Here is a 13,319-nt window from a genome sequence, read left to right as displayed (position 1 = left end):
TTTAGGCTTACGCCTTGCGCACCTTGCTAATGACCCACAAGAGCACGACGGCACCTACGGTCGCGGTGACCAGCGAGCCGATGAAGCCGCCGGCGGAAAGCCCCAACAGGCTGAACAAGAAGCCGCCGATCACCGCGCCTACAATTCCGACGCCAATGTTAGCGATGATGCCGAAGCCGCCACCGCGCATGATGTTGCCGGCAATCCAGCCAGCCAGACCACCAATGATAAGCCACGCTAAAAAGCCCATAATACCTCCCTGGTTTTTCGATATAGGCGCCGGTTTTACCTACCGGGCGCGCTTGTCCTAACATAGCACACAGTCACTGCGATGCGCCTGGTTTATGTGCAAGGCGACTTAGGCCTTGTAACGGCTCGAGACCGGCTTGCTCATCTGCCCACTACCCGCTCTCCACCACTATCCATTCTCCAAAAGGAACGCTCATGATCCCCGATTCGCTGCAAACGCTCGTCGACGACGTCGACGGTCAGTCCAACGCCCGGTGGCAAGACCGCGAGGTCGTCGTCTTCAACATGGCGTGGGGGGAGATGGTCGTGAGCCTGCAAGGCGCCCAGGTGCTGCACTTCAAACCCAAAGGCGATAGCGCCGCTTGGCTCTGGGTCACGCCGACGCCTTCGGCGCTTCCAGACACCATTCGCGGTGGCATTCCGCTGTGCTGGCCCTGGTTCGCCGACGAGCGCTACGCCGACGAGTCTCCAGAGCGCGACGGCCCATTTCACGGCTTGGCCCGCCAGGCGCAATGGCGCCTCGACGCGGTAGATGAGCACGCCGAAGGTATCGAGGTACACCTCTCTCCGCTTGAGCGCCTGCACAGCCTGCTCACCGCGCGGGTGGTCATTCAGGCCAACACCCAGCGCCTGAACGTCGAGCTGATCAGCGAGAACATCGGTGAGACGCCGGTGAAGATGAGCGGCGCGCTGCACACTTATCTCGGCGTGGCGCATACCCACCAATGCCGCCTCGAAGGCCTGGCCGGGGCGCGTTACCTGGACAAGCTCAAGGACTTCGCCGAAGCCGAGCAGCAGGGCGTGCTCGCCGTACAAGGCCCGGTCGATCGCATCTACCACACCAACGAGGCGGTCGCGCTGAGTGACGGCGAGCGCACCCTGCGCGTGGCGAAGCAGTCGAGCGACTCCACCGTGGTATGGCACCCGGGCGATGCCCTGCCCGCGGACACGCCGCTGGATGCCGGCTTTCGCTTTGTTTGTGTGGAAGCCGCCAACACCCGCCTCGACCCGGTGTGGCTGGTGCCCGGCGCGCAGCATCTGTTAGGCACGACACTAAGTCAGGACTAACCGTGGCGGCGTTAATCGCCGGTTAATCAGCGCTTTGCTAAGCTTGAAAGCATCACCTTTTGAGCGTTCACCGCAAGGAACAACACGCATGCCCCAGCCGTTAAGTCGGGAGCTCAACAACCTGTTGGAGCGCGGCCGCGACCGCCAGCTAAGACTTGCCGTTACGGGGCTCTCCCAGGCCGGCAAAACGGCGTTTTTGACCTCACTGGTCAACCAGCTGCGCCATGCGGGCCTCGAGGCCAAACTCGACCTGCTGCCCGCCGCCCGCGAAGGGCGGCTGCTCGGCGCCAAACGGCTCAACCAGCCGGACCTGGGCGTGCCGCGCTTTCCCTATGATCCGGGTATGGCTGCGCTCGACGACACGCCGCCGCGCTGGCCGGCGCCTACGCGCGGTATCAGCGAGCTACGCCTTGAGCTTCGCTTTAAGCCGGCGCAAAGCGGCTGGTTCACGCCGGAAACCGCAAAGCTGACGCTGGATCTGTTCGACTACCCCGGCGAGTGGCTTCTGGATCTGCCGCTTCTGCAGCACGACTTCTACAGCTGGTGTCAGGCCCAGGCGCAGCACCAGGGCCCACACCGCCGGGCGCTGTTCAATGAGTGGCATGCATCAGTAGAGGCGCTCGACCCGGCCAAGCCGGTGGACGAAACCACCCTTGCCAGCATCTCGAAGCAGTACGCCGACGGGCTCAAGCGCGCCAAACAGGCGGGCTTTTCGGATCTTCAGCCGGGGCGGTTTCTGCTGCCCGGCGAGCTCGAGGACGCGCCGGTGTTACAGTTCTTCCCGCTGCCGGATTTGAGCCAGCCACAGGAAACCCTGGACGCGCTGCCAGAGGAAAGCCTTTACGCCACGCTCAAGGCGCGCTTTCGCTACTACCAGCAGCAGGTAGTCCGCCCCTTCTACCGCGACCACTTTCGCCGTTTTGACCGCCAGATCGTGCTGGTCGACGTATTGGGCGCGCTTAACGCCGGGCCCGAGCGCTTCGAGGATTTATCACAGGCGCTGGGCCAGCTGATGCAGAGCTTCAACTACGGCAAGCGCAGCCTGCTTACGCGGATGTTCGCGCCGAAAATCGACCGGCTCGCGATCGCCGCGACCAAAGCGGACCACGTCACGCCGGACCAGCACGCCAACGTGGTCACGCTTCTCGAGAGCCTTTTAGCCGAGCCCTTGAAGGATCTGCGCTACGCCAACGTGCCGGTCAAGGCGTTTTCGCTGGCCGCCATTCGCGCCACCCAGACCCGCGAGGTGCAGGAAAACGGCCAACGCACCCCGGCGCTGCGCGGCACGACCCTGGAGGGCGAAGAGGTGCTGCTCTACCCGGGCGATGTGCCGAGCCGGCTGCCCACCGCCGAGTTCTGGCAGCGCCAGGGCTTCGACTACCCAAGCTTTCGCCCGATGAGCCGCGACACCGATGCGCTCGATCATATCCGCATGGATGCCGCCCTCGACTGGCTGATTGGAGACAAGCTGCAATGACCACACCCAACCCACGCCGCCAGTTCAGCCTCGACGACACGCCCCTGAATGATGAGCCGCTGCGCACCCACGAGCGTTTCGACCCGCTGCGCGAAGACCAGCCGTTGACCGAGCCCGAGACCCGCGCCCTGCCAGAGGCCCATCTGGGCGCGCCGCGCAAGCGCCGCTGGGGGCTGATGTTCGCGCTGATCGGTGCAGGCGGGCTGGGAGCCGCCGAGTTCGCCACCGGCATTCCCGATGCCATCGAGGGCTCGGCCTGGCTAAGCGTGGCCTGGCAGGCGTTTGGCTTGGGGTTGATCACGCTCGGCGGCGTGTCGCTGGTCAAGGAGCTTAGCCGGCTGAAACGCCTCAAGCGTCATGATCGTTTACGCGAAGAGCTCGCCACCCTCCCCCACTGCTCCTTCGAGCAGTCAAAGGCGCTGGCCGAGAAGCTGAAAGTCCAGCTCAAGCTCAGTGACGACGACCCGCACTGGCAGGCGTTCACGCGCGCCTGCCAGCCGCATCACAGCGGCGCAGAGGTGCAAACGCTGCTTTGCTATCACCTGCTCGCGCCTCGGGATCGCCGCGCGCAGCAGCTGATCACGCGCATGTCCGGCGAGACGGCGCTGATGGTGGCGATCAGCCCGCTAACGCTAGTAGACATGGCGCTGGTCGCTTGGCGAAGCCTCGCCATGGTCGACCGGCTCTGCAGGCTTTACGGGCTAGAGCTTGGCTACGCCAGTCGCCTGCGCCTGTTTCGAAACGTTTTGCACAACATGGCCTTCGCCGGCGCCACCGAGCTTGCTTCTGATGTCAGCATGGACATGCTCTCGCTCGACTTGACCGCCAGGCTTTCGACTCGCGCAGGCCAAGGCCTGGCCACCGGGCTCTTGAGCGCCCGGCTGGGCCTTCGCGCCCAGCGCCTGTGCCGGCCGCTGGCGTTCACGCCCGAAGAGCAGCCCAAACTCTCCGATCTGCGCCAGTCGCTTTGGAGCCAGCTCAAACGGGCCGACAAGGAGCCTGCCCCGCGCGCTGACCGCTAACACAAGACCGAAGAGCGCGTCAGGCGATGCGCTGTTCGCTGTCGGCGTCGAACATGACCGCCCGGCTCATGTCGACCCGCAGCGCCAGCCGATCCCCCGGGGCGACGGCACACTTGGGGCCGACTCGGGCGGTGATCTCCTCTTCGCCCAGCGGCAGGCGCAGCAGGATATCCGCCCCGGTCGGCTCGACCACGCTGACCGTCGCCGTCATTGGCGTCCCCTCCGCTTGGGCGCCGAGGCGCGCATCCTCCTCGCTAAAATGCTCCGGGCGCAGGCCGAGAATCACCGTTTTGCCGATCCGCTCGGTAAGCGCCTCGGTGGTTCGCGCCGCGGGCCAAGGGAGCGTCAGGCTCTCCTCGCTCGGGGTTTCGATACGCAGTTGAACCCCGCCGTCACTTTGTTCGAGCGTGGCGCGAATGAAGTTCATCGAGGGCGAGCCCATAAAGCCCGCGACGAACATGTCTACCGGATCGTTGTAGACCTCGTCCGGCGAGCCCAGCTGCAGAATATGGCCGTCGCGCATCACCGCGATTTTGTCCGCCAGCGTCATCGCCTCGACCTGGTCGTGGGTCACGTAAACGATGGTAGTGCCCAGGCGCTGGTGGAGCTTCTTGATCTCGGTGCGCATGTCGACACGCAGCTTGGCGTCCAAATTCGACAGCGGCTCGTCGAACAGATACACCTTGGGCTCGCGCGCCAGCGCCCGGCCCATCGCCACCCGTTGGCGCTGCCCGCCGGAGAGCTGGGCGGGCTTGCGCTCAAGAAGATGCGATATCTGCAGAAGATCTGCTACCCGCTCCACCGCCTGGGCGCGCTCGGCCTTGGGCACCTTGCGCATTTCAAGCCCGAAGCTGATGTTCTGGCGCACCGTCATGCTCGGATAGAGCGCGTAGGACTGGAACACCATGGCGATGTCCCGCTCGGCGGGGGTACGCCCTGTCACGTCCTCGCCGTCGATGCGGATGTGCCCGCTGGTGACCGGCTCGAGCCCGGCGATGGCGTTCATGAGGGTCGACTTGCCGCAGCCGGACGGCCCCACCAGAATCAGAAACTGACCGGACTCGATGGAAAGGCTCACGTCCTTGAGCACCCGCTCGCGGCCGAACTCCTTGCGTACCTGATCGATTTCAAGCGCTGCCATAAATTGCTTTCCCGTTATTGTTGAGTACTTAACCCTTGACCGAACCGGCGGTCAGCCCGCGCACGAAGTACTTGCCCGCCAGCACGTAGACCACCAGCGTCGGCAGCGCGGCGATCATCGCCGCCGCCATGTTGACGTTGTACTCGGTAACACCGGTCGAGGTGTTCACCAGATTGTTGAGCGCCACCGTCACCGGCTGGGTGTCGTGGCCCGAAAACGCCACGCCGAACAGAAAGTCGTTCCAGATCTGGGTGAACTGCCAGATGATCGACACCACGATGATCGGCGCCGATACCGGCAGCAGAATGCGCCAGAAGATGCGAAAAAACCCGGCACCGTCGAGCTTCGCCGCCGACACCAGCTCATCCGGAATGCCGACGTAGAAGTTGCGGAAAAAAAGCGTCGTGAAGGCGATGCCGAACACCACGTGCACCAGTACCAGGCCAGAGCGCGAGCTGGAAAGCCCCAGCCAGCCAAGCGTCTGCGCCATGGGCAAAAGCACCACCTGAAACGGAATGAAGCAGCCAAACAGCATCAGGGCGAACACGATCTCCGCACCCTTGAAGCGCCACTTGGTCAAGGCGTAGCCGTTGAGCGCGCCGAGTGTGGTCGAGATCAGCACCGCCGGGATCACGATGGCAAACGAGTTCCAGAAGTAGCCTCCCACGCCTTCGCAGCGCATGCCGGTACACGCCTCGCCCCAGGCTTTGGTCCAGGGCGCGAGGGTCGGGTTCTGCGGCAGTGACAGCAGCGAGCCGGCGGTGATCTCGGACAGCGGCTTGATGGAGGTGATCAGCATGATCAAAAGCGGCAGCGCGTAGAAAAGTGCGGCCACAATCAAAATGGCGTAAAGCGCGCCGCGCAAAAGGCGCGCGCCAACGGTTTGGCGACGAATGGCATCAGCCATGGCGGCGGCTCCTCAGTTCCGAATAGAGATAGGGAATCAGAATCGCCAGCACCCCGCCCAGCATTAGCATGGCGCTGGCGGAGCCCAGCCCGATCTGGGCGCGGTTAAAGGCGTGGGTGTACATGAAGGTCGCGGGCAGATCCGAGGCGTAGCCCGGGCCACCGCCGGTCAGCGCTACCACCAGATCGAAGCTCTTGATCGCGATGTGTGCCAGAATCATCACCGCGCTAAACACCACCGGGCGCAGGCACGGCATCACCACGCGCCAGTAAATGCGCGGTAGGCTCGCCCCGTCGAGCTGGGCGGCCTTGATGATGCTGTCGTCAATGCCTCTGAGCCCCGCTAGAAACAGTGCCATCACGAAGCCCGAGGCTTGCCACACTGCGGCGATCACCAGCGTATAGATCGCCATGTTCGGATCGACGATCCAGTCGAAGCGAAACGACTCGAAGCCCCAGCCCTGCACCATCGCCTGGATGCCGAGCTGCGGGTTCAAAAGCCACTTCCACACCACCCCGGTGACGATGAACGATAGCGCCATCGGGTAGAGATAGACGGTGCGCAGCGCCCCCTCCTGACGGATTTTCTGGTCGAGCAAAATGGCAAGCAAAACGCCGACCACCAGACACACCGCAACGAACAGCGCGCCGAAAATCATCAGGTTGGTCGAGGCGACCCACCAGCGGTCGTTGGCCATTAGCCGCGCGTACTGCCCGAAGCCGACGAAGTCGTAGCTTGGCAGCATGCGCGAGCTGGTCAGCGACAGCACGAACGTCCAGAGCATGAAGCCGTAAACGAAAAACAGAATCACGGCCGCCGAAGGCGCCAGCACCAGCCGCGGCAGCCACGCCTGCAGTCGGCCGGACGCCGTCGGCCGCCGGGCCTTCGGTGAAATCGAGTGTGTCATGGGGAAATCTCGCCGGTCAGCAAGGCGCGCCGCCGGGCGGCGGCGCGAACATCAAGAAACGTTTAGAACGAGGCCATTTGAGCGGCACTCACTAGGCGCTCGGCGGCCTGGTCGGCGGGCATGTTGGCGTCGTTGAAGTAGTTGGTCACCACATCGAAGATCGCGCCCTGTACGTCGGCGCGTACGGCCATGCCGTGGGACATGCTGGGCACTAGGCCACCGGTTTCAGCGGTGCGCTGAAAATCCGCCAGCGACTGCTCGGCGCAGCTGTCGAACTCGCTCATGTCGAGATCAGGACGGGCGGGAATCGAGCCCTTGGCCAGGTTGAAGGCTTCCTGGAAGGTCGGTTCGAGTACCAGCCGCGCCAGCGCCTGCTGGGCCTCGCGCTCGCCGTCGTCGCTCACGCGGAACATGGCAAGGCTGTCAATATTGAACGAGAAGGCGTCTTCACTGCCCGGTGCGGCGGCGCACAGGTAGTCTTCGCCGGCGGTGAGCCCAGCGGCGGTGAACTCGCCCTTGGCCCAGTCGCCCATTAGCTGAAAGCCGGCTTCGCCCTCGATCACCATATTGGTCGCGATGTTCCAGTCCCGCCCGGGCATACCCTCGTCCATCAGCTCGCGCAGGCGTTTGAAGGTCTCCAGCGCCTCGATCATTTGATCGCTCCCCAGCGCCTCGGGGTCGAGCTCGACCAGCGACTGACGGTAGAAATCCACCCCTTGACTTCCCAGCACCACGCTTTCGAACACGGTGGCGTCCTGCCAGGCTTGGCCGCCGTGGGCCAGTGGCACGAAGCCCGCTTCGCGAATCGCCTCGCCGGCGGTGAACAGCTCGTCAAGAGTCGTGGGCATCTCGACCCCGGCGGCGTCCAGTACCTCCGGGTTGGCCCACAGCCAGTTGACCCGGTGTACGTTGGCCGGTACCGCCACATAGTGGCCGTCGAAGCGCATGATGTCGGCGACCACCTCGGGCAGCAGCTCGTCCCAGTTCTCCTCGGCGGCGACGTCGTCGAGATCTCCCAGAAGCCCAAGCTCGCCCCACTCCTGAATTTCCGGGCCCTTGATCTGGGCCGCCGATGGCGGGTTGCCGGACATGGCGCGGGATTTCAGCACGGTCATCGCGGTTTCACCGCCGCCGCCAGCCACGGCGAAATCTTCCCAGCCGTAGCCTTCGGCTTCCAAAAGCTCCTTGAGCACGTTGGCCGCGCGGGCCTCGCCGCCGGAGGTCCACCAGTGGAGGACTTCGACATCGCTTGCCTGGGCCGAGGTAGTGGCGGCCATCGAAAGTGCAAGGCCGAGGGCGGATTGGCGCAACGTCGGTAGAGGCAGAGTAGACAGACGCAGAGTAGGTAGATGCAAAGCAGGTAGACGCAAAGTGGACATGGTGGCTCCTGGCGTTGTTATTGTCGGCGCCCCGAGTGCGGCGCGGGTCGACTGTTATAAGACGTAAAACAATGGGCCGCGTTCGAGCGTGCCCTTTACGTGAGGGTACGCCGCTGGACAGGCAAACGGGAGTATCGCTTTCCTACAAAGTGTTGGCGCTTTATTACAAGCCGGTAACATTGGCCTGACGGGCAAGCGTCAGCGTGGCGACGAGCCCGCCGGCGGGGTGATTGGCAAGCGTGATATCGCCGCCGTGGGCGCGGGCGATGTGGCGGGCGATGCCGAGTCCCAAGCCGCTGCCGCCGGTGTGGCGGCTGCGCGAGGCTTCCAGGCGCACGAACGGCGAAAAGACCCGGTCGAGCTGTGACTCCTCGATGCCGGGGCCGGCATCTCGAAGGCTAATCGTCACGCGCTCCGGGGCGTCGATGATCTCGACTCGGGCGTGCTGGCCGTAGAACACCGCGTTCTCCAAAAGGTTCGAAAGACAGCGCTTGATCGCCAGCGGCTTGACCACCAAAGGCGCGGCCTGGCCGGTGATCTCGACACCGCCCCCCTGCAAACGAAGCTCCGAAGCAAGATGAAGCGCCAGCGCCCCGATATCCGTGGCCACCGGCTCCTCGTGCAGGTCGAGCCCCTTGACCGAGGCCAGCGCTCCCTTCACCAGCTCGGAAAGCTCGTCGAGCGAAGCGCAAAAGCGCTCACGCTGGCGCGGGTCGTCGAGCATTTCGGCGCGAAGGCGCATCCGGGTAATCGGGGTTTTCAAATCGTGAGAGATCGCCGAAAAGAGCCGTTCGCGCTCCTCGACCTGATCGCGGATGCGCCGCTGCATGCGATTGAACGCCGCCGACGTGGCGGCGACTTCTCTCGGGCCGCTCTCCTTGAGCGGCGGGCTGTCCAAATCGTCACCGAGCTGGCGCGCGGCCCTCGAGAGTCGCGCCAAAGGCCGAGTGGCGCTCTTGATGCTTAAAAGCGAAAGCCCCAGCACGCTGATCAGCACCAGAATTCCCACCAGCAGACGCTCTTCGGACAGCCAGGCACTGGCGCTGAAAATGTCCGGCACGCCGAGCAGCGTGGCGACATAGAGCCACATATCCGGGGCGAGTTCGAGCTGTACCACCATAATCGGCGGCGACAGCGGCTCCATCAAGAGACTGTGCTGGCCCCAGCGCGGCGGCAGATCATGCAGCAGCACCTCGTTATTGAAAAGGCGCAGGGTGTCCGGGCGCGAGAACTCGACGACGACATCATCGATGGCGAGCTCGCGGGTCAAAATGGTGTAGACGTTGTCCACCACCAGCGCCTTTTCCGGGCCGTCGCCAATATCGACCACCGGGATGCGCCGCTCGTTGACGCTGACGAAAAAGCGCGTGCCGCCCATGTTGCGCAGTTGGTCGAGCACGATATGGCGATAGTCCACCGGCAGTGAGCGAAAGTACTTCATGGTCGAGGCGATGCTTTGCGCCATGTTGTTGGATAGCTCGTCGAGCTGTTCGAGCTGGCTGGCGCGCACCTGAGCGCTCCAGAGCGCGTAGCTGCCCGCCTGGGCCGCCAGCACCCCGGCGATCATGATGATCACGAAGCGCCCGCGCAGCGTGGCCGGAAGCAGGCGTTGAAGACGTCGTTTCAGCGTCATCACCCGACGGCATCGACCCGGGCGGTGAGCACGTAGCCCGCCCCGCGCACGGTACGAATCAGTTGGGAGTGCTGGGCGTCCTCGCCCAGGCGCTGGCGCAGCCGGCAAACGTGAACGTCGATGGAGCGATCCAACGGCGGCGCGTCGCGCCCGCGGGTGAGCGTGTAAAGATCGTCCCGGGTGATCACCGTCGCCGGGCGCTCGAGAAATACCTGTAGAAGCTGAAAGTCGGCGCCGGAGAGCGCGACCAGAACGCCGCGCTCGTCCGTCAGTTCACGGGTGGTGCGGTCGAGCTGCCAGGCGCCGAAGCGTACCACCCGGCGTCTTTGACGCTGGCCGGCGCCGGGGCGTGGGCACGGCGCAATACCGCCTTGATGCGTGCCAGAAGCTCGCGCGGGTTGAACGGCTTGGCTACGTAGTCGTCGGCGCCGAGTTCGAGACCCAGAATGCGGTCGGTGTCATCGCTGCTGGCGGTGAGCATGATGATCGGCAGATCCCCCTGGCGGCGCAGGCGGCGGCAAATGGCGAAGCCGTCGTCGCCGGGCATCATCACGTCCAGGATCAAAAGGGTCGGCGTGCTCGTCTCGAGCGCCTTGAACAGCGAATCGGCACCGTCGGCGGTCTGTACCCGGTAGCCGTGGCGGCCCAGATAATCCGCCAGCAGCTCGCGGATCTCCGGGTCGTCGTCGACGACCATGATGCAGTCACTCGATGTGGTCATGATAAGCGGGGTCCGGCTCATTATCGTTGGGCCACGATAATGGTGGAGAGCCCGGTTCATCACAAGCGGCTATCGACCAAGGTGGTAGACGCCCTGGCCCGCTCAGAGCGCTGCAAAGCGCTCGCAGGCCGCCGGATTCTCATATGCAATCACCTTCATATAACTATTGGCTAGTTGTGGCGCGCCGCGTCTTAAAATTAACTGAAGCGGCGCTGGGGTGCCCTTCACTACGGCAACAATAGGCACAACGTTTCATAAAGGCTGCTCGACCGCTCGTCTTTTAACAACAATCAAGGATTACGAATGAGTACTGCCACTACCGCCAGTTCCGCCGGGGCACGCCCCGGCTTTTTCGAGCGCGAAAACACCATCGCCGGCCCCGGGTTCAACCGCTGGCTGGTGCCGACTTCCGCGCTCGCGATTCATCTGTGTATCGGCATGGCCTACGGTTTTTCGGTGTTCTGGATTCCCATGTCCACCCTGCTGCCCTCCGCCGAGACCGCTGCGAGCTGTGGCGATATCGGGCTCTTGCAGGCACTAACGACCACGACCTGCAACTGGGCGGTGGGGCATGTGACCTACACCTTTGGTATTTTCATCGCCATGCTGGGTATCTCCGCTGCGCTTTGGGGTGCCTGGCTCGAGCATGCCGGGCCACGCAAGGCCGGCGCTATCGCCGCGCTCTGCTGGGGCGGGGGGCTGGTGCTGGGCGGGGTTGGCGTGATGACCCACCAGCTGTGGCTTTTGTATCTGGGCTGCGGGGTACTCGGTGGCATCGGTCAGGGGCTTGGCTACATCACCCCGGTCTCGACGCTGATCAAATGGTTTCCCGACCGGCGCGGCATGGCCACGGGTTTTGCGATCATGGGCTACGGAGGCGGCGCCATGGTGGGCGCACCGCTGGCCGTATGGCTAATGGGGCTGTACGCCGACAACGGCGGTAACGGTGTCGCACTTACTCTGATGACAATGGGCGTCATCTACTTCATCGTCATGAGCGCCGGCGCTTTGAGCTTTCGCGTCACGCCCAACGGCTGGAAGCCACAAGGGTGGCAGCCCTCGCCCAAACAGCAGAGCAACACCATGATCACCCAGGGTCACGTTCATCTGCGCAACGCCTGGAAAACCCGGCAGTTCTGGCTGATCTGGTCGGTGCTGTTCTTGAACGTCACCGCGGGCATCGCGGTCATCTCGATGGCAAGCCCCATGCTTCAGGACGTTTTCGGCCCTGCCCTGTTAGGGCTCGAGAACACCGGCGCTGCCTTGACCGGCGCTCAGAGCGCCGCCATTGCCGCAGCCGCTGCAGGACTGGTGGGGTTGATCAGCCTGTTCAACAGCGTTGGGCGCCTATTCTGGGCCTCGCTTTCGGATAAGCTCGGGCGCAAGAACACCTACTACGTCTTCTTCGTCCTTGGGATTATTACCTACTGCTCGCTGCCCACCTGGGGGCACTGGGGCATGGCCGGCATGTTCGTCATCGCCATCTGCGTGATCTTGAGCATGTACGGCGGCGGCTTCGCCACGGTGCCGGCGTATCTTGCCGATATCTTCGGCACCCAGATGGTCGGCGCCATTCATGGCCGCCTGCTCACCGCCTGGACCGCTGCGGGCCTGATCGGCCCGATCGTGATCACGCTCATTCGTGAAGCCCAGCTCGACGCAGGCGTTGCGCCGGCGCTGGTGTACGACCGCACGCTCTACATCATGGCCGGGCTGCTGGCCGTGGGGCTCGTATGCAACAGCCTCGTGCGCCCGGTCGATCAATCGCTGCACATGTCCGAAGAAGAGCTGGCTCGCGAACGCGCCCTGCAAAACGAAGCGAGCGTGTCGAGTGATGCCCATCAGGCCGCCCGGGGGCGCTTCGGCGCGCGCGGCGTGCTGGCCTGGCTTGCGGTCGGCGTGCCGTTTTTGATCGGGCTCTACATCGCGCTGGCCAAGGCCGCCGCGCTCTTCTAGACCACAGTTCTAGACCAGAGTCGCCACCCGCCCGGGCTCTGATCGCCTAGAGCCCGAAACGCTCGCGCAGAAGCTCGGCCACCCCCGCTTCGTGGTGGTGGCCGATCTGACGCCCGCGCCCTAGCCGCCCGGCCATCTCCGGGTGAGCGTTGGCCATGTAATGCGCCTCGCCGGCTAGCGCAAGCATCTCAACGTCGTTCAGGTTGTCGCCAAACGCCAGGCACTCGTCGGCGCGCAGGTTCAGGCGCTCGAGCAGTGCGGCAAGCGCCACGCCCTTGTTTACCCCACCGGCCATGATCTCGAGCGAATTCGGCGTCGAGTAAGTGACGTGCAAGTGTTCCCCGCCGATTTGGCGAACGCTCGCCTCGATGCGGGCAAGCGCTGATGGGTCGCCGCCGTACAGCACCTTGCCGATACCGTTGACCGGCATCTCGCTTGCCGGGACCACCTGATAGACGAAGCCGGTCGCGGCGTGCATCGCCAAATGTCCCGGCGACTCGGAATCGATATACCAAGCGTCGTCCAGGTAAAGGCTCAAGCGCACGTTGGCCGGGCGATCGAGGTCGATCAACGCTCGTGCCTTGTCCGGGTCGACGTGGTGGGCCGCGAGCAGAGTGTCGTCCGGGGCGTGGGTGTAGGCGCCGTTGCTGCTGATCAGGTGCATCGGCACGTCCAGCTCGTCGCGAAACACCTTCATATCGCGGTAGTGGCGCCCGGAGGCGAGCGTGAGCTGGTGGCCCTGCTCGGTGAGCGCGCGCAGCACCTCGATGGTGCTTTCGTGCAGCACGTGATCACTGCCCAAAAGCGTTCCATCCAGGTCGGAAACAATCAGCCGGGGGGTCATGGTGGCTCCTTGGTC

Annotated in this window: 13 protein-coding genes; 4 read left to right on the top strand and 9 right to left on the bottom strand. The window is 64.1% G+C overall.

Annotated elements, in window-relative coordinates; all coding sequences use genetic code 11:
* Positions 1-7 precede the first annotated feature (7 nt).
* A complete protein-coding gene (locus ACGLWX_RS08720; RefSeq protein ID WP_252106696.1) occupies positions 8-250 on the bottom strand; it encodes a GlsB/YeaQ/YmgE family stress response membrane protein in 243 nt (80 codons plus the stop codon).
* A gap of 194 nt (positions 251-444) precedes the next feature.
* Here ACGLWX_RS08720 and ACGLWX_RS08715 point away from each other — a divergent pair, with 194 nt between their 5' ends.
* The 3 genes from ACGLWX_RS08715 to ACGLWX_RS08705 all read left to right on the top strand — a co-directional run bounded on the left by ACGLWX_RS08715 (position 445) and on the right by ACGLWX_RS08705 (position 3,816).
* Entirely contained in the window at positions 445-1,317 is an 873-nt protein-coding gene (locus tag ACGLWX_RS08715; protein ID WP_396239012.1) for a D-hexose-6-phosphate mutarotase, read from the top strand.
* Between the two features lie 88 nt (positions 1,318-1,405).
* Positions 1,406-2,794 (top strand): YcjX family protein, encoded by a 1,389-nt coding sequence (locus ACGLWX_RS08710; RefSeq protein WP_396239010.1) that lies wholly within the window; start codon positions 1,406-1,408, stop codon positions 2,792-2,794.
* The gene (locus ACGLWX_RS08705; RefSeq protein WP_396239008.1) at positions 2,791-3,816 is read left to right on the top strand and encodes a YcjF family protein; all 1,026 of its coding nucleotides are present in this window, start codon (positions 2,791-2,793) and stop codon (positions 3,814-3,816) included. Before ACGLWX_RS08710 ends, ACGLWX_RS08705 begins: the two co-directional genes overlap by 4 nt.
* A 19-nt stretch (positions 3,817-3,835) precedes the next feature.
* On the opposite strand, the gene ACGLWX_RS08700 is transcribed toward ACGLWX_RS08705, so the two are convergent.
* The 7 genes from ACGLWX_RS08700 to ACGLWX_RS08670 all read right to left on the bottom strand — a co-directional run bounded on the left by ACGLWX_RS08700 (position 3,836) and on the right by ACGLWX_RS08670 (position 10,504).
* A complete protein-coding gene (locus ACGLWX_RS08700) occupies positions 3,836-4,957 on the bottom strand; it encodes an ABC transporter ATP-binding protein (protein ID WP_396239006.1) in 1,122 nt (373 codons plus the stop codon).
* A 28-nt stretch (positions 4,958-4,985) separates the two neighbouring features.
* Entirely contained in the window at positions 4,986-5,864 is an 879-nt protein-coding gene (locus tag ACGLWX_RS08695) for a carbohydrate ABC transporter permease (RefSeq protein ID WP_396239004.1), read from the bottom strand.
* Positions 5,857-6,771, bottom strand: a complete 915-nt coding sequence (locus ACGLWX_RS08690; protein WP_396239002.1) for a carbohydrate ABC transporter permease — start codon at positions 6,769-6,771, stop codon at positions 5,857-5,859. The genes ACGLWX_RS08695 and ACGLWX_RS08690 overlap by 8 nt, the downstream gene beginning before the upstream one ends.
* 62 nt (positions 6,772-6,833) lie before the next feature.
* Entirely contained in the window at positions 6,834-8,048 is a 1,215-nt protein-coding gene (locus ACGLWX_RS08685; RefSeq protein ID WP_396239436.1) for an ABC transporter substrate-binding protein, read from the bottom strand.
* Between the two features lie 265 nt (positions 8,049-8,313).
* Positions 8,314-9,783 (bottom strand): ATP-binding protein, encoded by a 1,470-nt coding sequence (locus ACGLWX_RS08680; RefSeq protein WP_396239000.1) that lies wholly within the window; start codon positions 9,781-9,783, stop codon positions 8,314-8,316.
* Entirely contained in the window at positions 9,783-10,100 is a 318-nt protein-coding gene (locus ACGLWX_RS08675; RefSeq protein ID WP_396238998.1) for a helix-turn-helix domain-containing protein, read from the bottom strand. Before ACGLWX_RS08675 ends, ACGLWX_RS08680 begins: the two co-directional genes overlap by 1 nt.
* Complete coding sequence (locus tag ACGLWX_RS08670) at positions 10,052-10,504, bottom strand: response regulator (protein ID WP_396238996.1); 453 nt, start codon at positions 10,502-10,504, stop codon at positions 10,052-10,054. Before ACGLWX_RS08670 ends, ACGLWX_RS08675 begins: the two co-directional genes overlap by 49 nt.
* A 303-nt stretch (positions 10,505-10,807) precedes the next feature.
* Between ACGLWX_RS08670 and ACGLWX_RS08665 the strand changes: the two genes are divergently transcribed.
* Entirely contained in the window at positions 10,808-12,460 is a 1,653-nt protein-coding gene (locus ACGLWX_RS08665) for an OFA family MFS transporter (protein WP_396238994.1), read from the top strand.
* A 46-nt stretch (positions 12,461-12,506) separates the two neighbouring features.
* Here the strand turns inward: ACGLWX_RS08665 and ACGLWX_RS08660 are convergent, their stop codons facing one another.
* The gene (locus ACGLWX_RS08660) at positions 12,507-13,304 is read right to left on the bottom strand and encodes an HAD family hydrolase (protein ID WP_396238992.1); all 798 of its coding nucleotides are present in this window, start codon (positions 13,302-13,304) and stop codon (positions 12,507-12,509) included.
* Positions 13,305-13,319: the final 15 nt, after the last annotated feature.

This window comes from Halomonas sp. HMF6819, assembly GCF_044335525.1.
Taxonomy (GTDB): domain Bacteria; phylum Pseudomonadota; class Gammaproteobacteria; order Pseudomonadales; family Halomonadaceae; genus Vreelandella.
Note: the sequence above shows the minus strand (reverse complement) of the source record. Positions and strands in the feature narration are given on the sequence as shown.